Here is a 26,166-nt window from a genome sequence, read left to right on the forward strand (position 1 = left end):
TAATTTTTTATTCAATCCTTAGGTAGCAAAAGCTATTTAAGGATTTGTCTCATTTCGAATTACGAGCTAACCCATAAAAGGAAATAATATGCCTATTTATAATGCGCCAATTCAAGACATGAAATTCATTTTAAATGATGTATTCAATGCATCTGATTTTTGGCAAAAAAATGAACAGTTAGCCCATGTTGACAGTGATACGGTCAATATGATTTTAGAAGAAATGTCAAAATTTGCTAAAAATACGTTACTGCCCATCAACCGCTCAGGCGATGAAGAAGCAGCACAATATCTAGGTGAAGGCAAAGTAAAAACCCCAACTGGTTTTAAAGCAGCATTTGACGAATACGCACAAGGCGGCTGGATTGGTTTGGGCGGCGATCCAAATCATGGCGGTCAAGGCATGCCAAAAATGGTGACTATGCTCGCTGAAGAGATGGTATTTACCGCCAACCAATCATTCGCGCTCTATCCAAACCTATCAGGTGGCGCGTGCATGTGTATCTATAACGCAGGCTCTGAAGAACAAAAACAAACCTACTTAGAAAAAATCTACTCAGGTGAGTGGACAGGTACGATGTGTTTGACCGAACCGCACGCAGGTACGGATTTGGGTATCATCAAAACCAAAGCCGTGCCAAACCAAGACGGTAGTTACAGTATCACAGGTACCAAAATTTTTATCACCGCAGGTGAGCATGACTTAGCGGACAACATCATCCATTTGGTATTGGCAAAAACCCCAGATGCCCCAGCAGGCTCAAGAGGGATTTCATTGTTTATCGTACCCAAATTCCATGTGAATGCCGATGGCTCATTGGGCGAGCGTAACGCGGTAAGCTGCGGCTCTATCGAGCACAAAATGGGTATCAAAGCGTCAGCCACTTGCGTCATGAACTTTGATGGTGCCAAAGGCTTTATGGTAGGCGCAGAAAATACAGGGCTGGCATCCATGTTTATCATGATGAACTATGAGCGTTTGACCATGGGGTTACAAGGTATCGGTGGCGCTGAGTTAGCGTATCAAAACGCCACAGCTTATACCCTTGACCGTATCCAAGGTCGCGCCGATAGCGGTATCCAAGAGCCAAACAAAGCCGCTGACCCAATCGTATTTCATGCCGACGTTCGCCGTATGCTGTTAAATGCTAAAACCATCAGTGAGGCCTCACGCTGCTTTGCGATGTATGTCGCCAAAGAGCTTGATACCAACAAATATACCGATGATGCTGAAGCAAGAAAAGCCGCTGATGACCGTGTTGCTCTTTTGACGCCCGTTGCTAAAGCATTCTTAACCGACCGTGGTCTTGAAGCGTCAATTGACGCACAGCAATGCTTTGGTGGTCATGGCTATATCCGTGAATGGGGTATGGAACAAATCGTACGTGACACCCGTATCTCGCAAATTTATGAAGGGACCAATGGTATCCAATCACTTGATTTGTTGGGTCGTAAAGTGGTGAAAAACGGCGGTGCGTTTGTGACAACGTATGTGCAAGAAATGCGTGATTTTGCCAATAACATGAAAGCAGACCATGCCATCAAACAAGCAATTTTAACATCAGCGGATAAACTTGAAGACGTAACCAAAGCGGTGGTAGCGGCGGCAGCGGTCAACAAAGACGAAATCAATGGCTGTGCGGTTGATTATTTACAAGCCTTTGGTTATGTCAGCTTTGCTTATATGTTTGGCTTGATGGTTGAAGCCGCAAATGGCAAAGAAGGCGACTTCTATGCCAACAAAGCAAAATTAGCAGACTACTATGTCGGTCGTATGTTGCCGCGCTTAGATGCGCATATTGCGATGGTAAAAGCAACAAGCCAACCTATCATAGCGTTTGACCGCGATTATTTTGCGGCAACCATTGCTTAATCCCTACTTAAACATAAAAAAATCGGCGCTAGTAGCCGATTTTTTTATGAATTAACATGTTAGCGAAGCATATCGTCATCGTCATCTGCCAACGATTCATTTTCATCAAAATCGAAGTCTTCATATTCAAAATCCGCTGAGTCGTTTTCTTCAACGACAGCAACACACTCTTCATATAATTCAAAAATATATTCTTTGATATCACTTTCTTGCTGGTGTTTATTTGGCGTGAGTTTGGCTTCTTCTTCATAGATGAATTTTGCCAAATTTAGCGCGACATAGTTATTACTTAGTTCAATCATGGTGTTATCCTTCTTATGTGCGGTATTATTATGTTAAAACGATAGCGATAGCGCATCGTTAGTATGACATATTCAAAAATAGAAAGCTTAAAGCAGTTGTAAGCTCGTGTAAAATTTGAGCGTTTAACAATTTAACGCCATAAAATATAAAACCCACCGAAGTGGGTCTATATGACTGCTTACTGCTTATCGTTTGCCATTTACGCTTTGGGTAAGGTCACGCCCATTTGACCTTGGTACTTACCACCACGGTCTTTGTAGGAAGTTTCGCACACATCATCCGCATCACTTTGGAAAAATAGCATTTGCGCCACACCCTCGCCGGCATAGATACGCGCGGGCAAGTTAGTGGTATTACTAAATTCAAGCGTCACATGCCCTTCCCATTCTGGCTCAAGCGGCGTGACATTGACAATAATACCGCAGCGCGCATAGGTAGATTTTCCCAAACAAATGGTCAATACATCGCGGGGAATACGAAAATACTCGACAGTACGAGCCAAGGCAAATGAGTTGGGCGGGATGATACATTCATCGCCCACGATATCAATAAAGCTACGCTCATCAAAGTTTTTTGGGTCAACGATGGCAGAATGTACATTGGTAAACACTTTAAATTCGCGCGCGCAGCGCACATCATAACCATAGCTTGAGGTGCCGTAGCTGACCAATTTTTGTCCCTGCTCGCCCACACGTACTTGACCTGCTTCAAATGGCTCAATCATGCCATGCTCTTGTGCCATTTGGCGTATCCAGCGGTCGGATTTGATCGACATTTTGTTTCCTCAAATTTTAAATTTAGGCAGAATTATACTGTAATTTACTACATATAGGCGAAAAAAAACGGCTCTCACTCGAAAGCCGTTTTTTCTGTGAGAAAATTAACTCATACGCAATTTATCAAAGGTCAATTTATCTTGGGCATCGACATCCACTTTGATGGTATCACCCGCCACAAACTCGCCCGATAACAATTTGACTGATAGCGGATTTTCGATTTCCTGCTGGATGGCGCGTTTTAGCGGTCTTGCACCATACACAGGGTCATAACCCACAGCGACCAATTGACTCATGGCTTCATCTGACAATACAATATTCATGTCACGCTCTTGAAGACGTTTGCGTAAGCGTGACAGTTGAATATCTGCAATACCTGCCATTTGCTCTTGCCCAAGTGGATGGAATACCACGATTTCATCAATACGGTTGACAAACTCTGGGCGGAAATGCTGATTGACTGAATTCATTACTGCCGCTTTGATTTCTTCGTAGCTATCGCCTGCCATCTCTTGGATTTTATGCGAACCAAGGTTTGAAGTCATGATAATGACGGTGTTTTTAAAGTCCACAACGCGACCTTGACTGTCGGTCAAGCGACCATCGTCTAGCACTTGCAGTAAGATATTAAACACATCAGGATGCGCTTTTTCTACTTCATCAAACAATACCACACTGTAGGGTCGGCGGCGTACCGCTTCGGTCAATACCCCACCTTCTTCATAACCCACGTAACCTGGGGGTGCACCGACAAGACGGCTGACACTGTGTTTTTCCATAAATTCAGACATATCAATACGAATCATGGCATTTTCATCATCAAACAAGAAACTTGCCAACGCTTTGGTCAATTCAGTTTTACCCACCCCTGTCGGACCTAGGAACAAGAACGAACCGCTAGGACGATTGGGGTCAGATAGCCCTGCACGACTACGGCGCACCGCATTGGCGACTGCTTGTACCGCTTCATCTTGACCGACTACGCGCTCATGCAATTTTTCTTCCATGTGCAGCATTTTTTCACGTTCGCCTTGCATCATTTTGGTAACAGGGATACCTGTTGCAGCAGCAACGACTTCAGCGATTTCGTTTTCGGTGACTTTGTTACGTAGCAGTTTGACGCTTGGCGCTTCCCCTGCTTGCTCTTTTTGCTCAGCCAAGTCAGAATCTTTAATACGTTTTTCCAGTTGTGGAATGGTTTCGTATTGCAGTTTTGACATGGTCTCGTAGTCACCTTCACGCTGGGCTTTTTCATAGGCGATACGTGCTTTATCAAGCTCATCTTTGAGCTGTTGGCTACCTTTAACGAGGGCTTTTTCTGCTTGCCAAATTTCATTTAAATCTGCGTATTCTTTTTCAAGCTCGCTGATTTGGGTGTCGAGCAGTTTTAGCTGTGATTTTGCGCCTTCGTCATCTTCATGCTTTAAGGTTTCACGTTGCATTTTGAGCTGAATCAAACGGCTGTCTAGTTTGCCCAAGGCTTCTGGTTTACTATCAAGTTCCATTTTTAGACGGCTAGCCGCTTCATCCACCAAGTCAATGGCTTTGTCAGGTAGCATACGGTCGGTGATATAACGGTTACTCATCCGCGCGGCGGCAATAATCGCACTGTCTTGGATATCAACCCCATGATGCAGTTCATAGCGCTCTTTTAGACCACGCAAAATGGCAATGGTATCTTCCACGGTAGGCTCATCAACCAATACTTTTTGAAAACGACGCTCAAGGGCGGCATCTTTTTCGATATATTGTCGGTATTCATCAAGCGTAGTGGCGCCCACGCAGTGCAGCTCGCCACGTGCTAACGCAGGTTTGAGCATATTACCCGCATCCATCGCGCCATCGGCTTTACCCGCACCGACCATAGTATGAATTTCATCAATGAATAAAATGACTTGCCCTTCGCTTTTTGCTAGGTCATTAAGTACCGCTTTTAGGCGTTCTTCAAACTCACCACGGAATTTTGCGCCCGCTATCAGTGCCCCCAAATCAAGCGATAATACACGTTTGTTACGCAAGCCTTCTGGCACGTCACCATTGACGATTTTTTGTGCCAATCCTTCGACAATGGCAGTTTTACCCACACCCGGCTCACCAATGAGCACAGGGTTGTTTTTGGTACGGCGTGACAATACTTGAATGGTACGGCGGATTTCGTCATCACGCCCAATCACGGGGTCAAGTTTGCCCGATTCAGCACGTGCGGTTAAATCGATGGTATATTTGTTTAAGGCATCACGTTGGTCTTCGCTATTTTGTGTATCCACTTTATCACCCCCACGAATAAAATTAATAACTTGTCTTAGTTTTGGCTCATTGACCCCTGCTTTTGTGAGCAGTTTTGCGGTGTCGCCCGTCTCTGCTAGGGCAACCAGCACCCAGTCAGTAGATAAGAACTGATCGCCCGCTTTTTGCGCATGACGCTCGGCTAGATTTAAAATCTTAACCGTATTTGGGCTGAGATTGACATCACCTGTGGGTGTACCAATCACCGCTTGGTTGTTGAGCGATTGTTGCACTTCGGTTTTTAACTGATTTAAGTTTGCGCCTGCCTGTTCATACACATTGGCATTACTCGGTTCATTGAGTAGCACTGACAACAAATGAATCGGCTCAATCGCGGTATGATCACGAGTGACAGCGAGCGTTTGTGCCTGCTGAACCGCGTGTTGTAAGGCATTAGTAAATTTATCAAATTGCATTATTATTTTTCCTTTTAGCTTTTAACTAAAATTGATATGGTGTTTTGATAAATCGTTTCAATATCCACCTTTAAATTTTTTTAATTGTCAATGTTTTTTTTGATGATTGATGATGGCTGTATTTTCAATTATCACTTGTGTCAATAGCTTGCAGAATTCATCGTGTTACCTATTAAAAATTGACAATAAAAATGTCAATAAAGTCATGGATAACCAAAGCTTGGCTTAATATATAACTTCCAAAGGGATACACCTAATCAGTTTTACTGACTAAGTTGACTGACTGGGTTTTGTTGTTGGCTGATATGCGTTTCCTTTTAATACCTAATAGCGAATTAGCGGCTTGACTTTTATTATGCGCGTTGACCGTTATTTTTTAAAAAAATTACGCGAACTAAAGTTTAAGCCATAGCTAAAAATTGATACTAAAATTTTATGGACAATTATTAAAATTATATAATATTTTCAATGGTTTATTTTAAGATTACTTACATTACATTAACCTATCTACTACATGAATAGACAACAACCATGCATGGCGCATGTTACTCTGCAAAACGTCAAATGATAACGCCACATAATATATCAGTTCAGTGGCGCTGCTTTATTTGGTCAAATAACAATAACAGCAAAACAACAATCAGGAGTAATACCCATGCGCGCATTAACCTACCACGGTGCCAAAGATGTTCGAGTCGACAATGTTCCCGACCCACAGTTACAAGCCAAAGATGATATTATCTTAAAAGTTACTGCTACCGCCATTTGTGGCTCGGACCTACATTTATACCGCGGCAAGATCCCTGCGACCGAAGAAGGCGATATTTTTGGTCATGAATTTATGGGAGTGGTCGAAGAAGTGGGCGCTGACGTCACGGCGGTAAAAAAAGGCGATCGCGTGGTGATACCCTTTGTAATCGCCTGTGGTAGCTGCTTTTTTTGTCAAAATGATTTGATGGCAGCCTGTGAGACCACCAATGAGGGTCCCGGCGCGGCGATGAATAAAAAGCTTATCCCACCACCTTCGGCATTGTTCGGTTTTAGTCATTTATACGGCGGTGTGCCGGGTGGACAAGCAGAATATGTGCGTGTCCCAAAAGCCAATTTTGGTCCTTTCAAAGTTCCAGGCTCATTGCCTGATGAGAAAGTGTTGTTCTTATCGGATATTTTGCCGACTGCATGGCAAGCGGTGACGAATGCCAACGTCACCAAAGGTTCGACTTTGGCTATCTATGGTGCAGGACCTGTGGGCTTGCTATCAGCCGCTTGTGCCAAAATGTTAGGCGCGGCACAAATATTCATCGTTGACCACAATGACTATCGTCTGCAATACGCACAAGATACATATGGCGCAATTCCTGTCAATTTTGACAAAGTTGATGCCGCAGAAGCTATTATTGAGCAAACTGCGGGGCATCGTGGTGTCGATGCGGTGATTGATGCCGTTGGTTTTGAATCAAAAGGTAGCATAGTTGAAACGGTATTGACGACGCTCAAACTCGAAGGCTCAAGTGGCGCGGCATTACGTCAGTGTATGGCAGCGGTACGCCGCGGTGGTACAGTCAGTATTCCTGGGGTATATGCAGGTCCAATTCATGGTTTCTTGATGGGTGATGCGTTTGACAAAGGATTAACCTTTAAAATGGGTCAAACTCATGTACATAAATACTTGCCACAACTGCTGGAACATATTGAAAATGGGGATTTATCGCCTGAAGCGATTATTACCCATCGTATGAATCTATCGGATGCGGCAAAAGGTTATGAAATCTTTGAAAAACGTGAAGAAGAATGTCGAAAAGTGATTTTGACACCGTAATTTTACCTTGTCATGGATAGATTTAGCATGGTTAATTTAGAATGATAAAATGAGCGTTAATCAGCTTGATACCATGATTAAGCATTCCATCACTAGCCCCTCACAACTTTTAGCCAATAATTTAGCCAAAGTTGTGCAAGGGGTTGGTGATTTTTTGCTATTGTTAGATATTGATGGGACGCTTAGTGAATTTCACTCCGATCCCCAACAAAGTTTTATCAGCAATGATAATTTAGCAATTTTAGCGCAGTTACAAAATCATCTACCCCTTTGGCTAGTAACAGGGCGGTCGGTTGCTGATGCTAGGCGTTTGACAGCGCCGTTAAAACTGCCTGTGATTGGTAGTCACGGTTTGCAATGCGATACTCTAATCGATAGCTATTGTTTGGTGGATATTGATTCAGCGCAGCTACAACAAATTAATCAAAGTATCGTTAACGCCACTGGTAATCATCCACACTGGCGCATTGAGCAAAAACCTTTTGGTGTGGCACTGCATTTTCGTGAGCATCCCGAACTTGCCGATAGCGCTTTAACTATCATGCAAGCTATTGGGCATGATTTTAATGATTGGCAACTTAAAGCGGGCAAATGTGTGTATGAGCTATTGCCGCAAGGTGTCGATAAGGGCAGTGCCATTAACCATGTTTTAAAACACTATCACCCTCATTGCCGTCCGATATTTATCGGCGATGATGTGACCGATGAAGCAGGATTTATTGCCGTACAAAGTTATGGTGATACATCAAATAAGAAAGGTAGTGATATCAAAGGAATTGGTGTCAAAGTCGGTTGTGAACCCACCCATGCCCATTATTATGTGAGCGACGTCTCAGCCGTTACCGCGTTACTTCAAGGATTATTGACCCTATGTCAAAGTTGATTGTGTTATCGAATCGGGTTAATTTACCTAGTAAAAAGTCACCTAAAGCCGTAGCAGGAGGGTTAGCAGTAGCGCTTCAAGAAGCCCTTGCCAAAGATGGCGGTATTTGGGTCGGTTGGAACGGTCAAGTAGTGACAAATATCAGCGATATGCCCGATACCGTCAATCAATTTGCGACTGAGCAGCATGACAAGGTCACCTATGTCACGACGGCTTTTTCACCCATGCAATATGAAAAGTATTATTGTGGTTACGCCAATAATCGACTTTGGGCGGGGATGCATGACCGCACGGATTTGATTGTATCAAGTAGTGAAGATTTTAGCGTTTATCAAGCTGTCAATCGTATGTTTGCCAAACAGCTACAGCAAATCACGCAGCCTGACGATATGATTTGGATACAAGATTATCATTTTTTTGCGGTAGCAAGGCATTGCCGTGACTTAGGCATGAAACAGCGCATTGGCTTTTTTTTGCATATTCCGTTTCCCCAGTTATGGGTGTGGGATTTTTTGACTTATGGACAAACTTTAATCCATCAATTACTCGATTATGATGTGGTTGGACTACAAACCCAACAAGACGCTCAAAATTGTGTCGCGGTGGTTGAGCAGCTACTCCCCCACGCCAACCAGATTACTCAAACAAATGGGCGTACGCTGATTAGCCATGGCAATCATACCACCTTAATACAAGCCTATCCGATTGGTATCAATCCCGTCTATATTCATAAACTTGCCAGTCAACCGCTGTCCGACCAAGCTGTATTAAAAAATCTCAATTCAACCATCACCACGATTTTAGCGGTGGAACGACTGGATTACACCAAAGGCATTCCCGAACGCTTACAAGCTTTTGCCGCCTTTTTGCAGCGTTATCCGCAATATCTTGAACAAATTCAGCTGTATCAAATTGCTTGCCCGTCCCGTCTCGATATTCAGACCTACCAACAGTTACGACAACAAGTGCACACCCTAGTTGAGCAAATTAATAGCCAATTTGCTACTGCCAGTTGGCGACCGATTATCTATCAAGAAGACCCTGTCAGTCATGACAATTTAATGCCTTTATTTAGGCAATGCCAAATTTGTTGGGTTAACTCGCTAAAAGACGGCATGAATTTGGTGGCAAAAGAATACATTGCTGCACAGGATGAACAAAACGCAGGGATTTTGATTTTGTCTAAAAATGCGGGGGCAGCGCACCAACTTCAGCAAGCTATCTTGGTCGACCCGAATAGCAACGACAGCATGATAGAGGGCTTATACCAAGCATTGACCATGACCAAACAACAACGGGAACAACGTCACCAATCGCTACTAAAGAGCATCTATGAGACCGATATTGACACGTGGCGAGCGCATTTTTTGGCAGATTTGACCCACATGGAAAAAACTCCATAACCCAATGAAAGAGACAATAAAACAAACCATAAAACAGCCAATGAGAAACTCACAATGACACCAGTGTTGGATCATGCTTTACCTACCGACTATCACCAATCGGACTTGAGTAAATTAATCACCGCTATCTTGCAAGACTTTCGCAGAACGGTTGATACATCACCTAAACTAAGCGATGCTGCTTATGTCACACAATTAAAGCAAACTTTGTCGCAGTTGGTGCTTTTATCCGCTCAAATTGCCTTGCCCGCAAACGGTCATACTTTACAGCGCTGGCAAGTATTGGCACAGGTTGCCGCTTGTGATTTGAACTTGGTCAAATTTTTTGAGTCCCATCTTGATGCATTGGCGATTCTGGCAGAATTGGGCGTGGACGATATCGCTGAAGGCCTATGGGCCGTATGGGCAGCAGAAGGCGGTGATGAGCCACTGCGTTTTGATGGCGAAACATGCACGGGACAAAAACTGTGGTGTTCGGGTGCAACCTTTGTCGATCATGGCTTGGTTAGTTTCCGAGATGCCCAAAATAACGCCCAATTGCTGATGTTAGCCATGAACCAACCGCAAGTGACCATTGATGACAGCGGTTGGTACGCGGTTGGTATGCCCTACACGGCGACAGCCACGCTCCATCTAAAAGGTGCTAACGCCACCCAAGTCATATCAAATGCGCTTGCCAAAGGTAGCAGCCCTTATCTCGACCGCCCAGGATTTTGGCAGGGTGCGGCAGGGGTAGCGGCTTGTTGGTATGGCGCGGCAGCCCAGTTGGCACAGTTTTTATTGGACAGTTATCAGCAAAAACCCCAAGCCTTTAAAGCACTTTATCTTGGCGAAGTGTCGCAAGCACTCAGTGTCACCCAAGCGTACTTTTATCAAGTTGCGCAATTAATCGATAGTGAGCCTACCCAAAGTCATGCACTCCCCATCCGTATCTTAAGAGCGCAAGTGGAGACTACCGCCATGCTAGTGCTTGAAAAAGTTGGTAAAGCTTTGGGCGCAACGCCTTATTGTAAAAACGCCCATTTTGCACGGCTAGCGGCAGATTTATCGGTATTTATCCGTCAAACCCATGGCGCATTTGACAGTGAAGCGATTGGCAAATTGACTGCCGAACAGCTAGGCGATTCACAAGGGGCATTATGGCAACTGTAGATTCTAAGCCATCCCCACTGCATCCGATTGTGGGTGACCGTTTAATTGCAGGCGACGGCACCTCTGCACAAGACTGGCAAGCGTGGCAAGGGTTGCACAGTATCACCAGACTAGATATATCGACCCATTTTCCCACCCATCGGCGTGTGTGTATTTTTGCGCCGCACCCAGATGATGAGATTTTGGGCTGTGGGGGACTGCTGCAAGCGTTGGTGGCTCAAGGTAATCAGGTATTGATTGTTAGTGTCACCCAAGGCGAGAAAAGCCACCCTAACTCACCGCTGTATCCGACCGACAAACTGGCAAAAATCCGCGCACTTGAAAGCCAGCTTGCACTTGAAACGCTCGATAGCAGTTTAGATTTGCCCAATGTGTCGATGACTACTTTGAATTTTCCTGATGGCGAAGTTTTTGGGCGACAAGCGGATTTTTTTGACAAGTTAACATCGCTGATTCAGCACGCTGATATTTTAATCACCCCATTTGCGTACGATGGTCATCCCGACCATGAAGGCACTGGGCAAGTGGTGCAGCGTTTTGCCCATGCATTTAAAAGTCGCTTAAATTTGACCTGCTATCAAGTGCTGATTTGGGCATGGCATTGGGCAAAACCTGGCGATAGACGTATTCCATGGCACAAGGCATGGCGATTTGATTTAAGCGAATTGCAGGCGCAGCGAAAAAGTTATGCCATGCGCTGTTTTAGCAGCCAAATCTATGCTGACCCAACAACAGGAACAGCGCCTATTTTGTCAGATACCACGTTAACCAGGCTTAGCCAACCATTTGAGGTATATCTTCATGACTGATGTGTCAGCGTATTTTGCCCAAATTTATGCCGATAGTAGCGACCCTTGGCAATATGAAAAACGCTGGTATGAAGTGCGAAAACGCGCGATTTGCTTGTCATTGTTGCCCTATCCGCATTTTGCCAAGGCGATTGAACTGGGCTGTAGCAATGGCGTATTTAGTGAGCAGTTAGCCCAGCGCTGCGATTATTTGCGGTGTGTGGATGGGCAACTTGAGGCAGTCAAACTTGCCAGTGAGCGTCTGCAAAACCAGGCACATGTGCAAGTTATGCAAGGTTTGATACCGCAGGATTTGCCCAGTGAGCGATTTGATTTGATTGTGGTCAGTGAGATTTTATATTACTTGGCGCCTGCAGCCCTGACCGAAGTCATCGCTTGGCTCAACACTGCATTAACCGACAATGGCGTGATTTTAGCCTGTCATTGGCGCTATCCGATTGACGGGTTTCAACTGACAGGCGAAACAGTCCACGACAGTTTGCAACAACAGCTGCACTACCGTCAGCAAAGCCATGTGATTGACCAAGATTTTTTGTTGACCATTTGGCAAGCCAATCACCAAAGCCTTGCCAAGCAAGAAAATCTAGTGGAATAACTGAGAAAAGCATTATGGCAAATACTACTGTCCCACAGCGGCTACCCAAAAAAATCGGCATAGTCATCCCTGCCCATAATGAAGCCGATAGCATCAGCGCGTGTTTGGATGCCATTAAACAGGCGATTGCTCAGCTATCAAGCGACATAGCGGTACAAATGGTGGTCGTGCTAGATAGCTGTGATGATGATACTTTATCAAAAGTACAAAACGCCCACGTAGACTGGCTGCGCTGTGAGTTTCGCTGCGTGGGTAAGGTCAGAGATTTGGGCGTGCGTTACTTGATTGAACAGGGGGCTGATTGGATTGCTTGCACCGATGCCGATAGTATGGTGGAAGCTGATTGGTTAATGGCACAAATCAAACATCTAAAAGCTGAGCCCACAACTACGCCCACCACTAGGCCCACAGCCATGATATGTGGCGTAGTGAGCATCGATTGTTGGGATGCGTTGTCAGAGAGTACCAAACAGCAATACCTCGCCCATTATCAAGATTGTATGGATCATCGCCATATTCATGGGGCAAATTTGAGCTTTGCCAGTCAAGATTATCTGGCGGTGGGTGGTTTTGATGAATTAACTTGCCATGAAGATGTGGGTTTGGTGAAAAAATTTGAGCAAGCCAATTTACCCATTATTTGGAGTAATTTGGTACGCGTGGTGACTAGCAGTCGCCTTGATGCTCGTGCGGATGAAGGGTTTGCCCATTTTTTAAGGGGCTTAGAGAATCAGCCTTCGGCTTAAATAAGAATCCGCCTTTGTTTTAAATGAAAACCAGCCTTTGGCTTAAATAAAGGTAAAAAGTTGGGTTTAACACAGTTCACTTACAAAACTATTGTGATATTCCTTGCTATCTGCCGGTATTACTATATACTGGACAACAGCTAGAAAGCAGTCAGAAGTTTCAATCGCATTACATTAAGTCTATTCTAAGTTCGTTTCCATTACGCTTGTGTCCTAGATTTTAAGTCAATCGTGTATCAAAACTACCGCAATTCTTTCATACCGAATAGAATCGTGTTGTGGCTTAGTTCCAGCTTTAGGGTCAGATGACCACTTTTAAAATCTATCTAATCAAGGACAATCCTATGTCAAATACTGTAAACGGCACCGTAAAATGGTTTAACGAATCAAAAGGCTTTGGCTTTATCGAACAAGACAATGGCGGCAAAGACGTTTTCGCACATTATAGCCAAATCGCAAGCTCAGGTTTCAAAACATTGAGCGAAGGTCAACGCGTATCTTTCGTTGTGACCCAAGGTCAAAAAGGCGATCAAGCTAGCAATATCGTTGCTATCTAAGGTTAGCTAAGCCTACTATCGTAAATGGTTTGATAACGCGTGGCGTGAATAACGCTGCATTGATTGATTAGCCATTTGCCTAGATATCAGAAAATAGCTATCAAAAAAGCGCTTATTTATTATAAGCGCTTTTTTTGTGTCTTTTGCTCACCCAACTTTTTGGCTGCCTCGGCCGATAATTTGTGGGCTGCTGTGTGCGGTTAAAAAAGGTTATTGCGCATCCACTTTACGTTTTTTTTGTAGTTTGCGCTGTAGTGTGCGCCGGTGCATTTTTAGTACCCTCGCGGCTTCACTGATATTGCCTTGGCATTCATCTAATACTTGGTGGATGTATTCCCATTCGTGATGTTCAAGTGACAAACGTTCATCTGTGGCATTACCGATTGACTTTGTAGGGGCTGCTACAATATCCAATACTTTATAGATTTCATCTAGACTACAAGGCTTAGGCAAATAATGATATGCGCCCATTTTGACCGCACTGACGGCGGTCGCAATGCTGGCATAGCCAGTAAGCATTAAAATTTTGGCGTTAGGCGTAATAGCGAGTAATGGCTTAATCAGATGAATGCCGTTGTCATCACCGATGTTGAGATCCAATATAATAAACTTGGGTAATTGCTTCTTTGCCAGTTGTAGCGCGCTATCGGCATTGGTGGCAGTCAATACCTGATTGCCCTGTTTTTCCAACGACTTTTTTAAAATACGGCAAAACACCTCATCATCATCAATGATAAGCCATGTCTCTGCTAACAGGGGTGGGTGTTGCAACCTAGTCTCCTACAACAAACTGGCGGGCGCATCGATTACTGGTAACGTTATCTTCACGCACGTACCTGAATCATCTAACCTTTTTTGCAGGGGTGAATTTTGCTTATTGGTCAGCTCAAGGTGTCCGCCAACATATTCTATAACTGTTTTGGCAATCGTCAAGCCAAGCCCTAAGCCATGATCAGATTCGATGGCGATTTGGTGTTGGATACGCTGTACCATGCTACTGTCGATACCCTGTCCGTTGTCTTCAATTATAATCATCACGTTTTGAGCAAGCTGTACGCTAATACTAAGCATTGTGGCTTGTGCCTGCATGGCATTATTGAGCATATTCATCACAATAGAATACAGCTGTTCTTCACTCAAGGGCACATCGATCGGTTGTGGTGGTACATTGAGTGCTACTTCAACATGGGGGTTGATAAATTGCCAATCATTGACGACTTTGGGCAATAGCGTTTGTAAATTTGATGACGTTACCCATGCCAATGGCTCTGATTGCGCTGGCGGGAGCGCATTGGATTGGATATGGGATTTGAGCTTGTGCAGCGATTGGCGGCAGACGTCGATTTGTGACTGTAACAGTTTTATGTCATCCAACAGTTCGTCGTCTTCCTCTAATTGCTGGGCAATATCATCGCTTAGTAATTGCATCGACGCAATCGGCGTGCTCATCTCATGGGCGATATTGGCCGCAAGACTACTGATGGCAAGCAACCGACGTTGTTGGTGAATGGCTTGCTGCGCTTGCTCAAGCGCCTGATAACTACGGCTCATCGCTTGTTTAAAATAAACCGTTAAGGCAGTTAACATGATGGCGGCAAAAATAAACACCCCAAACATACCGAGTAAATGGAGTTTTTGACCCACCGCATGATCATGGTGGCTCAGGGTCAGCGGCACATAACAATACCATAACAGCGTATATAGCCCAACTGACAGCACCGACAAGCTGATGATGTGCATGGTTCGCATCACCATAGACGCCACAGCAATCACCGTCAAAAATAAGGTAATCAACGGATTGGCAGCCCCACCTGAATAATAAATAAAGGCTGACCACGCCAGTAAATCCCCGATAAATCCCGCCAACATGAGCCAAGATTGTTGTGGGTTAAAGTGTCGAATAGCCATTAGGCGTTTAGTTAGCTCAACGCTGACCCCATAAATAATGGTAATCGTGAGTAGATGATTGATTTGCTGTTTGGCAACGCCCCATTGGTCAGCACAAATCATAGCGGCGACCATAATAGCTAACCACGTATAGCGAGCAATCATGGGGGCTTTTGCGACGTTCTTGATGGCTTGATGCATGGGCAAACTTTTGACGAACCATAAAACAAAATTTTAGCATGAAGCAGCCGCACTGTGAGCGAACTTCGAGCGAATTAACGTGTCAAAAGTAAATCAATGGCTAGTCAATGCTAGGATAACCATCAATACACCAAAAGTTTTCTTCTTAAACCCTATGGATGATGGCATAATTTTTTTAATGTTAATTTTTAAAACTTTAAAGTGTGCTTATTTGCTGATTCAGTTACAATCAGATAAAGACTCACTTTATGTTTGTAATCAAAAATTTATTTGAGTGCCAACTCACCGCTATCTTTGACGCTTTACAAATAGATGAGAAATGTACCATGGTCAATTTTCCTCAAAGTGCTAAGAATTTAACCGTTACCCTGCTAATAACCAGCCTGCTGTTGCTGGGTTGTCAAAAAATGAATGCCAAAGAAAACGCTGGCTCTGCGCGTACTACCAGCAAAGCGGATGTATTACCGACCGATACGTTAGCAACCTTACAAGGTTTGAGCCAAATCAATCCCAAATTAGGCAAAATGGGTCATCATGTGATTGACCCCAACAAGCCAACTGTGGTGAAATTTTGGGCAAGCTGGTGCCCGCTGTGTTTGGCAACGCTCCAAGAAAGCAACGCATGGGCAAAGCAGTATCCCAATATGAATGTCATCAGCGTAGTCAGTCCAGGTCATTTGAGTGAAAAATCCCCCCAAGATTTTCAAACTTGGTACACAGTGCTTGCCAAAGACTATGCTAACCTACCGGTGCTTATGGATAACAATGGCAAGCTGATTAAACAATTTGGCGTGCAAGTCTATCCCAGTTTTGCGATTTTGGATAAACAAGGCAATTTATTAAAACTGGTCAAAGGCAATCTTACCCCAACACAAATCCAAGCCTTATCAGACAATGCTAGCAACGACTTTGCAGAACTCAAAGCCATGAATCAAGCAAAAACTCCGCCTAGCCAGTCTGACCAAGCTGATGAGCAGGCTAATAACCAAGCTAACAAGCAAGCCGCTAGCGCCAAAGCTTTAGCACCGATTAACCATAACGGTGTATATTATCAAGCAGATGGTAAAACTCCGATTCGCACGCATACTATCTATCTAGCGGGTGGCTGTTTTTGGGGACTAGAGGCCTATATGGAGCGCGTGGATGGCGTGGTCGATGTGATATCGGGTTATGCCAATGGCAATAGCGCGAACCCGAGCTACGAGCAGGTGATAGCAGGCTCAGGGCACGCAGAAACCGTCAAAGTTATTTATGATATCGATAAAACCAATCTTGAGACCCTCTTGGCGTACTACGTGCGAGTGATTGACCCGACCAGTCTCAACAAACAAGGCAATGACCGCGGGGCGCAATACCGCACCGGCATTTATTATACCGATGCCAATGATAAGCCAATCATTGATAAAACCCTTGCCGATTTGGCAAAAAAATATCCGCAAAAAATTGTGGTAGAAAATAAACCCTTGGCGAATTTTTATGACGCAGAAAATTATCACCAAGATTATCTGAGCAAAAATCCCAATGGCTACTGCCATATTGATATTAGCCTTGCCAATCAAAAAATCCCCGTTATCAAAGCCTTAGCGCCTGCCACGACGGTCACCGAGGCGCTCAATCCTACCCGCTATCAAAACTACGATAAAAATGTAAAAAGTCGGTTGACCCAAGCGCAGTATGATGTCACCCAAAACGCAGCTACTGAGCGCGCCTTTAGTCATCAATACGACCATTTATTTGCTAAAGGTTTATATGTGGATATCGTCAGTGGCGAGCCGTTGTTTTTATCTACGGATAAATATGATTCGGGGTGTGGCTGGCCGAGTTTTACCAAACCCATTAGCGTAAACGTCATTACCACCTCAACCGATAGCAGTTTTAACATGACACGAACGGAAGTGCGCTCGCGGGTCGCCAACTCACATTTAGGGCATGTGTTTGATGATGGCCCCAAGGATAAAGGCGGATTACGCTACTGCATCAATGGCGATGCGCTACAATTTATCGCTTTGGCAGACATGCAAGCGGCAGGCTATGGCGCACTTATGCCATTGGTAAAATAGCCAGTCAATTAGGTAGCACGTTGACTGGTAACGATATCAAAAACGCTTTGACAAGCCATCAGCTGCCAATGCGTTTTTAATAAGGCGTTTTTGATTATGCCGAGACTTTAAAATTTTTTAAAAATGCGCTTATAAAAATTTGGTCATCACCCTGAGCGGTAATATTTTCATACCAATTCCAATCGGCAGCCAAGGCCATGCTGGGACAAAGGCTTCATTCACTTTGGCTTCAATCGCTTCGACAATCGCCTCGACGCCCTCTTCTTCTGTACTTTCAAACGGCAAATATTTGGCACCGATATTGAGCTCGGTACGGATATACCCAGGGTAAATCGTGGTGACAGTTATCGGACGTTTTTCCTGCATCATATCAGCGCGAATGCCTTCGGCTAGATTTGCCAGTCCCGCTTTGGCAGCGGCATAGGTGGTAAGATGACGGGGTAAACCGCGCACCGCTGACATACTTGAGATGACCACCAACTGACCGCTGTTTTGCTGGCGAAAAATCTTCATCGCCGCCTCACACTGGGCAATCGCTGCGATAAAATTGACTTCAGCGGTATGGCGATTGGTCTCAAAGCGTCCATGACCAATGACGCGGCTATCGCCCACCCCTGCATTGACGATAATTTTATCAATCGTTTTCCCTCGGGTTTTGCAGTCACTCACAAAGCTATCAAATACCGTAAAAATCTGATTATAGTCGGTCACATCCAAAGTTTTGACAGAGGCTTTGACAGGGTACTTGCTTTCAATGTCTTGCTTCAACGCATTTAATCGCTCTTCTCGTCTCGCGCAAATTGCCAAATCATAGCCTAGATAGGCAAATCGGCGTGCCATCATCGCGCCAATCCCTGAGCTGGCACCGGTAATCAATACGGTTTTGCCTTGACCGATACCTTGTAGCTCAGCTAATGAGCGTCGATTGACCAGTTTTTTCATCACAAATTGACCGTATTTATCAATTTTTTGTAGCGCGTTTTCAAGTTTTTTCATCGTTTGGTTGCCTGTACCACTCAGTTATCGTAACAATAAAGAAAATTCATCAAGGAGTCGCTGATTTTATCATTACGACCCTTGTTTAGCCTACTGCAAATATCGCTATAGGCGTTAAATGCCTCACATGAAAAACTATAGGTACAGTATAGGTATATGGTTAATGATGACTGAAACCCTTTAATCCTACATACTGGTTAGCCCTTCATACTCATTATTTTTATAACATCCTTTTACTGGGTAATGTCAAATCTGTCGCCAAAGGCAAATATACAGGCTGGCAGTACCCTATATGAAGACAATAAAAAACCCAAATCAGCGCAAAGTCTCATTTGGGTTGTTTTAGAAATTTTTGGGTTATGCCAAACCATTGACCCATGTCAGTGGGGCGTTTTTCATCCAGTCACTCATCAGTGTCCACGGTTGTTCAGGGACGCACGCTTCATCAGGCTCACCTTCAATCGCGATTGCCAATGCTTTGGTGCCGATTTCTTCACTCACTTCAAAGGGTAACGGTTTAGCACCTTCGTTAATCTCAGTGCGTATATACCCTGGATATATCGTTGACACTTTAATCGGTAACTCAGATAGCAGCATATCGGCACGAATCCCTTCAGCAAGCTGTGCAATCGCTGATTTACTTGCCGCGTATACTGACATATGTTTTGGCAGACCACGGAACGCCGACATACTTGAGATAACCACTAAATGACCGCTATTTTGGGCGCGAAAAATTTCCATCGCCGCTTCACACTGGGCAAGACCTGAGATAAAATTGATTTCGGCAGTTTTGCGATTAATCTCAAAATTACCCTTGCCAATACGGCGACCCTCACCGACCCCTGCATTGATGATGATACGATCAAGCTTGCCAAACTCTTGGGCAAATTCATGAAACACTTTAAAAACCTGCGTATAATCAGTCACATCGAGTGCCTTGACACTGACTTTAATCGTCGGATTATCCGCTAACAGGTTGGCTTTGAGTTGTTCCAGGCGTTCGGTGCGGCGTGCACAAATTGCCAGATTATAGCCCATGCGAGCAAAATGGGTCGCCATGCCTGCCCCCAGTCCTGAGCTTGCGCCAGTAATCAAAATAGTTTTACCTTTGCCCACTTGGTTATCGATAAAACCAGATAAGTCAGTGTTCGGGGGTGTCATTGTGGTTTGAACTTGCTGCAGTAATTCCGGTAGTGTTTGCATTATTTCTTCCTTAATTATTTATTAAATTTTTTTAAACGTTAAAATGATAAGCTAAATTTTAGCGCCAAGTCACCATCTGCTCGCCTTGTTGATACAAATAGCTAAACTCATTAAAGGTCTGTAAAAAAACACCCTGGTCACTCACGCGAAATTGGTGAACACTGGCGTTGGCGATATGCCAGTTTAAATCAAAAGCTTGGACATCTGATAGTTTCATCACTTGCTGCATGATACTGGCAATCACGCCACCTGAGGTAAATACCATCGCATGTTCATGCTCCCCAGTTTGCGCCATCAAACGCTCAAAACCGTTCCAAGTGCGCTGTAAAAAGTGTTGCCAACTTTCATCATAATCACTGTCGTACTGACCGCTTTGCCAACGGCTCATGGCTTGGGTAAAAATCTCAGTAAAGCTAATTTCAGGGTGTGTTTGACTGGACAAATACGCCATAAAACTGGCCTTATCCGCAAATGGCAACCCCGCTTTATAAAGAATTTGCTCATGATTAAACTCATTAAAACTGCTATCTTCACCCAACAATAGCGGCATGGTCAAACTGGGATTTGCCTGATTTTTTAAAGCGTTTTGCACATGGTGGGTGATTTCGGTCAGTTCAATGCCTTCACGGGTGACATAATAATGGCTCAAAAAATGCTTGAGACTATCCTTTTGCCGCGCCATACTGCCTGACATCAGCGCGTGTACTTGCCGACCTGACTGGCGAAAACTATCACCAAGCCATTGGGTCTGAGCGACACCTTTTGGGGACAGTTGGTCATAATTGTCTGCGCCAAATGACGCTTGCCCATGACGGACAAGGCTGATGAGTTTCATGAGAATCCCTATGATTTATTGTTATTTTTTTCGATGAGTTCGATACAGCGGTCGTGCAAGGCGTTGACAATCACGCCAAAATCTTTGAACGCCGGATTATCCGTCTGCCCATGATAATAGCGGTAATAAATCTGCTGCGCAATCGCTGCCAAACGAAATACCCCAAACACTTCGTAAAAGCGCCAGTTGTCCACTTTCAGCCCTGTTTTTTGCAGGTAATATTCGACCACTTCGGCACGGGTCATCATGCCTGGCAGATTGGTCGGCTGACGGCGCGTAGCTTTCATCACCGCATTGTCATCGGCTTGAATCCAGTAAGCTAACGCACAGCCCAAATCCATCAAGGGATCGCCTATCGTTGCCATTTCCCAGTCGAGCACGCCAATGATGTTGGTTGGATTGCTTGGGTCTAAAATCACATTGTCAAAACGCCAGTCATTATGAATCACGCTAGTTTTGACATCGGTTGGGGTGTTGGCTGTTAACCACTGACGCACATCGGCAAAATCAGGCACATCAGGCGTGCGGGCTTGCTCATAGCGCTTATCCCAGCCCATGACTTGGCGCTCGCAGTAGCCTTCACCTTTGCCAAGTGCCACCAGATCAGGGTTTTGGGTGTAATCGACCTTGTGTAAATCAATCAGCGCATCAACCACCTGCCGGCACAGCTCGCTGACTTGCTGTTCGCTTAACGTCAATGCTTTTGGCAAATTGGCGCGGGGAATAATGCCTTCGATGCGATCCATGACATAAAAATCGCAACCAATCACGCGGTCATCGGTACACAGGGCGACCATATTGGGGACGCGTGGGTATTGTGATTGCAGTGCTTTTTGCACTTTGTACTCACGCACCATATCATGGGCGGATTTGGCTTTGGTACCTTTGGGTGGGCGGCGTAAAATCAAATCACGGTTGGCATATTTTAGTCGGTATGTCCAGTTGGATGCGCCCCCTGAAAACTGGGTGACTTCTGGCTGACCTTGCAGAGCGATGCCTTGGCTCATTAAATACTCGGTGACCGCGTTGCTGTCAATCTCTTCGCCTTTGCGTACTGGGTTTGCAGTATCAAGCATAGTTTCATCCTTGTTTTTTTATCTTGTTTTTTAACTTGTATTTTTAACTAGGTCAAATAGCAAAATGACGTAAACTGACATTACGTCTTTTTTGTTAACTAGCTATTAGTTATCTATTAGTTATTTGGTCGTCGCTTGTTGGCGTTTTTTCACTTCCAGTTTGGCAATCATGCCTTTATGCACTTCATCAGGTCCATCGGCAAGGCGTAGGCTGCGGGCTTGATTAAAGAACATCGGCAACAGCGTATCTTGGCTTACACCCATCCCCCCATGCAGCTGAATCGCCATATCGACGACTTCTTGTAGTACCGTTGGGGCGACCACTTTAATCGCTGAGATTTCGGTCAACGCTGCTTTGGTGCCAAGTTTATCCATTTTATAGGCAGCATACAGGGTTAACAGACGCGCTTGGTCAATTTTGACACGGGCATCAGCGATACGTTCACGGTTGCCACCTAAATCAAGCAGTGGTTTGCCAAATGCACTACGGCTTAGCCCCCGATCGACGGCAAGCTCCAGCGATTTTTCTGCCGCGCCAATACAGCGCATACAGTGGTGAATCCGACCCGGTCCTAAGCGCCCTTGTGCAATCGCAAATCCCTCGCCTGCCCCGCCGATGACGTTGCTAAGCGGCACACGCACATTGTCAAAATGCATTTCGCCATGCCCATGCGGTGCATCATAATCATTAAATACTTTGAGCATACGTTCAATCTTGACGCCTTTGGCATCAATAGGTACCAGTACCATGGTGTGCTGATGGTGGCGATCTTTGCTCTCATCTGGGGTGTGTGCCATAAAAATAATAAGTTTAGCATTTGGATCGCCCAAACCTGAAGACCACCATTTGCGACCGTTGAGCACAATTTCATCGCCTTCGACAATCGCCGTGGCTTGCATATTGGTGGCATCACTACTGGCCACTGCAGGCTCTGTCATGCCAAACACGGAGCGAATTTCCCCTGCCAATAACGGCGTTAACCATTGCTGTTTTTGGGCGTCGTTACCGTAGCGCCAAATCAATTCCATATTGCCACTATCGGGCGCATTACAGTTAAACACATGGGGGGCAATAAGACTTCTGCCAGACAACTCAGCAATATGGGCGTATTCTTGAACGCTTAATCCTTGACCCAGTTGCTCATCTGGCAAAAACATATTCCATAAATTTTGCGCACGGGCTTTGGTTTTTAATTCTTCAAGTTTGGCAGGCCATTGCCAAGTCGTCCAATCGCCTGTGGGATTAAGCTTATGCGCGGCTTGCCAAAATTCTGCTTCAATCGGTTCGATTTCGGTTTCAATAAAAGCTTTGGTACGGGCGATGTAGTCTTTTGCTTTATCGCTAAGTTGGAATTCCATTGGGCGTTGTCCTTATTTGGCTAAAACAATCATTGAATCAGCTTAACGGATTTATTATCATGAATAAAATGATTTTAATTAGTAGAATACTATAAATAAAATTCATACAACTGAGGTATATCTGGTGTTATCCAAATGTTGCATAAAAACCCGTTAAAGCAGCTTGATTTAAATTTGCTTAGGCTATTTATTTATATTTTTGAGCTTAAAAATCTTACTCATACTGCAGAAGCTTTGCATTTGAGCCAATCTGCCATTAGCCATGCGTTAGGTCGGTTACGCCAAGCGCTGGGGGACGAACTTTTTTATCGGGAAAAAGGTGAACTGCACCCCACCCTGTATGCCAAACGGCTTTATCCCACCGTCAAACAAAGCTTTGAAAATCTCGAACAAATATTTCAAACTAACCATTTATTGAGCGAGGACAAACTTGGCGAGCTGGCGCAGCAGAGCTTTGCTACGTTGACGATTGCCATGCACGATGAAATTGAATTGATTGTGTTTAACAAATTGGTCAGCCAAATTCATCAAGTCCTGCCCAATTGTCAAATCACCAGTAGCCGGCTCAATCGCTCAGCGCTTGTGCATGAACTAAAAGTTGGACAGCTGGATTTTGCCATTGATGTGGCGCGGGTGGTGGATAGTGAGATTGTGCATCAACCCTTGTTGCGAGATGAGTTTGTGCTGGTGTTGTATGCGCCAAATTTTGCGGCTGAATTGGCGAATGAACCAACTATCACCCAAGCCCAGTATTTTGCCAGTCAACATATAACTGTGTCATCAAGGCGGCTAGGTCTGTCGATTGAAGATAGTTTATTGTCCAAAGCAGGTTGGCAGCGGCAGAGTAAAATCCGTTGCCAACATTATGCCACGGCTTTTCAATTGCTAAAACAAGACAAGCTATTGCTTACCTTGCCGCGCCAGTTAGCCACCACATTTTTGCCACCCGCCCAAGGCTGGCAGATTTTGGATTTGCCAATTGAATTGACTCATATCGAGTTACACGGCTATTGGCACCAACAACAACAGGTTGACCCGCTGTATGGGTGGCTAAGACAGCAGATTTTTAGTGCGTTTCATTAGCGCGTTGCGCTTATTGATTATTTATAGGCTATTGATGATTTATTCAGACAATAGCTGCTCAATACGGCCAGCGTGACGCTCTTGCTGTTTAGCGAGAGTCAAACGATTGGCGATGATGATTGATTTTAACTCCGCTAATGCCACGTCGAAATTGTCATTAATCACCACATAATCAAAATTCACGTATTGCGACATTTCATTGACCGAACCGGCAAGACGTCTTTCAATCACTTCTTGACTGTCTTGTCCGCGATTGGAAAGCCGCTGGCGCAGCGATTGGCGGTCGGGCGGTAGGATAAAAATGGTCGTGGCATCGGGACGTAATTTTTGCACTTGCAGCGCGCCCTGCCAGTCGATTTCTAAGATGACGTCTAAGCCATTGCTCAGCATAAATTCTACTGTGGACTGGGCGGTGCCATAGTAGTTTTCAAACACTTCGGCATGCTCCAAAAACTCACCTTGCTTAATCATATCAGCAAATATCTCGCGGCTGACAAAGTGATAATGCTGCCCATCAATCTCACCAGGACGCGGCTGGCGAGTCGAATGCGAGATACTAACCGCCAAGTCATTGGTCGTTGCAATCAGCTGTTTGACCAGCGATGTTTTGCCAGTACCGCTTGCTGCGGTGATGATAAATAATGAGCCTTTGGTCATGACATATCCTTAGGGGTTTGATTAAATAAGTAGTAGCCATTTTTGAATCGGCTATTTTAGCAATTTTTGCTAACAATTTCTGCGTAATTTAGCCCTTCAATACCGATTCGCTGATTTTTTACGTTTAACATATTTTGCGTGTATGAACTCATGGTAAACTAGCCACATGAATCATCAATGACTGAAGAACTGCGTTATGAAAATTTTACTCGCCAATCCCCGTGGTTTTTGTGCTGGGGTCGATAGAGCCATCGAAATCGTTAATGTCTGCCTTGAGCGCTTTGAACCGCCTATTTATGTGCGCCATGAAGTGGTACACAACAAGTTTGTGGTGGAAGACCTTGCCAATCGCGGTGCGGTATTTGTCGAAGAGTTGGATGAAGTGCCAGATGGGGCGATTGTGATTTTTTCAGCGCATGGCGTATCCAAAGCCGTGGAAGATGAAGCCGAACGCCGTGATTTGACGGTGTTTGATGCCACTTGCCCACTGGTTACCAAAGTCCATATCGAAGTCAATAAATTTGCTAAAACAGGCGTAGACGCGGTGTTGATTGGTCATGCAGGTCATCCAGAGGTAGAAGGCACGATGGGGCGCTTCGATCCACAATACGGTGGGCGTATTCACTTAATTGAAGATGTGGTGGATGTTGCCAATCTTGACCTACCGACCGATACTGATTTGGCATTTGTCACCCAAACCACCCTATCGATGGATGACACCGCAGAAGTGATTGATGCGCTAAAAAATAAATTCCCAAAAATCCATGCGCCGCGTAAAGATGATATTTGTTATGCCACCCAAAACCGTCAAGATGCGGTCAAGGAGCTTGCGGCGCGTTGTCAAGTGGTGTTAGTGGTGGGCTCACCCAACTCATCCAACTCTAACCGCTTGCGTGAACTCGCGGAGCGCTTGGGCGCCAAAGCGCATTTGATTGATAATGCCGGCGAAATGCAAAAAGACTGGTTTGCCGGTGTGGATACGGTAGGCGTGACTGCGGGTGCATCCGCGCCTGAAGTATTAATTCAAGAAGTGTTAGATACCTTACAATCTTGGGGCGGCGAAAAACCTGAAGAATTATCAGGTATTTTGGAAAACGTGATTTTTAGCTTGCCCAAAGCATTGCGTTCACCACAACTGCGTAATCCTAGTGAATCCAAGATTTAAAAGAGATATAGCATCGGATAGATAGC

23 protein-coding genes are annotated in these 26,166 nt (G+C 44.8%); 12 read left to right on the forward strand and 11 right to left on the reverse strand.

The annotated features are described in order from the left end of the window. Window positions 1–88 precede the first annotated feature (88 nt). Complete coding sequence (locus RTL34_RS00685) at window positions 89–1,873, forward strand: acyl-CoA dehydrogenase C-terminal domain-containing protein (protein ID WP_312113792.1); 1,785 nt, start codon at window positions 89–91, stop codon at window positions 1,871–1,873. Window positions 1,874–1,932: 59 nt separating this feature from the next. Here the strand turns inward: RTL34_RS00685 and RTL34_RS00690 are convergent, their stop codons facing one another. The 3 genes from RTL34_RS00690 to clpB form a co-directional block, all read right to left on the reverse strand. Beyond that, entirely contained in the window at window positions 1,933–2,175 is a 243-nt protein-coding gene (locus tag RTL34_RS00690) for a hypothetical protein (RefSeq protein ID WP_312113794.1), read from the reverse strand. Between the two features lie 200 nt (window positions 2,176–2,375). Continuing rightward, a complete protein-coding gene (gene dcd / locus RTL34_RS00695; protein ID WP_007116249.1) occupies window positions 2,376–2,951 on the reverse strand; it encodes a dCTP deaminase in 576 nt (191 codons plus the stop codon). 105 nt (window positions 2,952–3,056) lie between these two features. Further along, entirely contained in the window at window positions 3,057–5,654 is a 2,598-nt protein-coding gene (clpB, locus tag RTL34_RS00700) for an ATP-dependent chaperone ClpB (protein WP_312113803.1), read from the reverse strand. Between the two features lie 655 nt (window positions 5,655–6,309). Between clpB and RTL34_RS00705 the strand changes: the two genes are divergently transcribed. From RTL34_RS00705 to RTL34_RS00740, 8 genes are all read left to right on the forward strand, one after another. Further along, window positions 6,310–7,473 carry a zinc-dependent alcohol dehydrogenase gene (locus RTL34_RS00705; protein WP_036605031.1) on the forward strand — a complete coding sequence of 388 codons (1,164 nt, stop codon included), beginning with the start codon at window positions 6,310–6,312 and terminating at the stop codon, window positions 7,471–7,473. 49 nt (window positions 7,474–7,522) lie between these two features. Beyond that, window positions 7,523–8,356, forward strand: coding sequence for a trehalose-phosphatase (gene otsB / locus RTL34_RS00710; protein ID WP_096488725.1), 834 nt, complete (start codon window positions 7,523–7,525; stop codon window positions 8,354–8,356). After that, window positions 8,344–9,759 (forward strand): alpha,alpha-trehalose-phosphate synthase (UDP-forming), encoded by a 1,416-nt coding sequence (locus RTL34_RS00715; protein WP_312113807.1) that lies wholly within the window; start codon window positions 8,344–8,346, stop codon window positions 9,757–9,759. The genes otsB and RTL34_RS00715 overlap by 13 nt, the downstream gene beginning before the upstream one ends. Before the next feature lie 54 nt (window positions 9,760–9,813). After that, window positions 9,814–10,911, forward strand: coding sequence for an acyl-CoA dehydrogenase (locus tag RTL34_RS00720; protein ID WP_312113809.1), 1,098 nt, complete (start codon window positions 9,814–9,816; stop codon window positions 10,909–10,911). Further along, window positions 10,899–11,720, forward strand: coding sequence for a PIG-L deacetylase family protein (locus RTL34_RS00725; protein WP_201664374.1), 822 nt, complete (start codon window positions 10,899–10,901; stop codon window positions 11,718–11,720). The genes RTL34_RS00720 and RTL34_RS00725 overlap by 13 nt, the downstream gene beginning before the upstream one ends. Continuing rightward, window positions 11,713–12,315: a class I SAM-dependent DNA methyltransferase gene (locus tag RTL34_RS00730; RefSeq protein WP_138019072.1), complete on the forward strand. Its 603-nt coding sequence runs from the start codon at window positions 11,713–11,715 to the stop codon at window positions 12,313–12,315. Before RTL34_RS00725 ends, RTL34_RS00730 begins: the two co-directional genes overlap by 8 nt. 14 nt (window positions 12,316–12,329) lie before the next feature. Continuing rightward, complete coding sequence (locus RTL34_RS00735; RefSeq protein WP_312113813.1) at window positions 12,330–13,061, forward strand: glycosyltransferase family 2 protein; 732 nt, start codon at window positions 12,330–12,332, stop codon at window positions 13,059–13,061. A gap of 344 nt (window positions 13,062–13,405) precedes the next feature. After that, on the forward strand, window positions 13,406–13,618 hold the full coding sequence (locus tag RTL34_RS00740; protein ID WP_007116258.1) for a cold-shock protein: 213 nt from the start codon (window positions 13,406–13,408) through the stop codon (window positions 13,616–13,618). A gap of 210 nt (window positions 13,619–13,828) precedes the next feature. Here RTL34_RS00740 and RTL34_RS00745 read toward each other — a convergent pair whose 3' ends face one another. Further along, window positions 13,829–14,389 carry a response regulator transcription factor gene (locus RTL34_RS00745; RefSeq protein WP_312113816.1) on the reverse strand — a complete coding sequence of 187 codons (561 nt, stop codon included), beginning with the start codon at window positions 14,387–14,389 and terminating at the stop codon, window positions 13,829–13,831. 9 nt (window positions 14,390–14,398) lie between these two features. After that, on the reverse strand, window positions 14,399–15,706 hold the full coding sequence (locus RTL34_RS00750; protein ID WP_312113818.1) for a sensor histidine kinase: 1,308 nt from the start codon (window positions 15,704–15,706) through the stop codon (window positions 14,399–14,401). Between the two features lie 326 nt (window positions 15,707–16,032). Between RTL34_RS00750 and msrAB the strand changes: the two genes are divergently transcribed. Then, on the forward strand, window positions 16,033–17,766 hold the full coding sequence (msrAB, locus tag RTL34_RS00755; protein WP_312114231.1) for a bifunctional peptide-methionine (S)-S-oxide reductase MsrA/peptide-methionine (R)-S-oxide reductase MsrB: 1,734 nt from the start codon (window positions 16,033–16,035) through the stop codon (window positions 17,764–17,766). Window positions 17,767–17,895: 129 nt separating this feature from the next. On the opposite strand, the gene RTL34_RS00760 is transcribed toward msrAB, so the two are convergent. The 5 genes from RTL34_RS00760 to RTL34_RS00780 form a co-directional block, all read right to left on the reverse strand. Continuing rightward, entirely contained in the window at window positions 17,896–18,708 is an 813-nt protein-coding gene (locus tag RTL34_RS00760; RefSeq protein ID WP_062334977.1) for an SDR family oxidoreductase, read from the reverse strand. Window positions 18,709–19,119: 411 nt separating this feature from the next. Beyond that, window positions 19,120–19,923, reverse strand: a complete 804-nt coding sequence (locus RTL34_RS00765) for an SDR family oxidoreductase (RefSeq protein ID WP_159375678.1) — start codon at window positions 19,921–19,923, stop codon at window positions 19,120–19,122. Between the two features lie 100 nt (window positions 19,924–20,023). Next, entirely contained in the window at window positions 20,024–20,800 is a 777-nt protein-coding gene (locus RTL34_RS00770) for a histidine phosphatase family protein (RefSeq protein ID WP_096488717.1), read from the reverse strand. Window positions 20,801–20,808: 8 nt separating this feature from the next. Further along, entirely contained in the window at window positions 20,809–21,876 is a 1,068-nt protein-coding gene (locus tag RTL34_RS00775) for a phosphotransferase family protein (protein ID WP_312113821.1), read from the reverse strand. A 120-nt stretch (window positions 21,877–21,996) separates the two neighbouring features. Continuing rightward, window positions 21,997–23,235 (reverse strand): acyl-CoA dehydrogenase family protein, encoded by a 1,239-nt coding sequence (locus RTL34_RS00780; protein WP_312113823.1) that lies wholly within the window; start codon window positions 23,233–23,235, stop codon window positions 21,997–21,999. Window positions 23,236–23,370: 135 nt separating this feature from the next. Here RTL34_RS00780 and RTL34_RS00785 point away from each other — a divergent pair, with 135 nt between their 5' ends. Continuing rightward, on the forward strand, window positions 23,371–24,318 hold the full coding sequence (locus RTL34_RS00785) for a LysR family transcriptional regulator (protein WP_312113825.1): 948 nt from the start codon (window positions 23,371–23,373) through the stop codon (window positions 24,316–24,318). A 39-nt stretch (window positions 24,319–24,357) separates the two neighbouring features. Here the strand turns inward: RTL34_RS00785 and gmk are convergent, their stop codons facing one another. Beyond that, window positions 24,358–24,975 carry a guanylate kinase gene (gmk, locus tag RTL34_RS00790; protein WP_312113826.1) on the reverse strand — a complete coding sequence of 206 codons (618 nt, stop codon included), beginning with the start codon at window positions 24,973–24,975 and terminating at the stop codon, window positions 24,358–24,360. 196 nt (window positions 24,976–25,171) lie between these two features. Between gmk and ispH the strand changes: the two genes are divergently transcribed. After that, a complete protein-coding gene (gene ispH / locus RTL34_RS00795) occupies window positions 25,172–26,140 on the forward strand; it encodes a 4-hydroxy-3-methylbut-2-enyl diphosphate reductase (protein ID WP_312113827.1) in 969 nt (322 codons plus the stop codon). Window positions 26,141–26,166 lie beyond the last annotated feature (26 nt).

The organism is Moraxella sp. CTOTU47915 (genome assembly GCF_031986685.1).
In the GTDB taxonomy this organism is placed as follows: domain Bacteria; phylum Pseudomonadota; class Gammaproteobacteria; order Pseudomonadales; family Moraxellaceae; genus Faucicola; species Faucicola tetraodonis.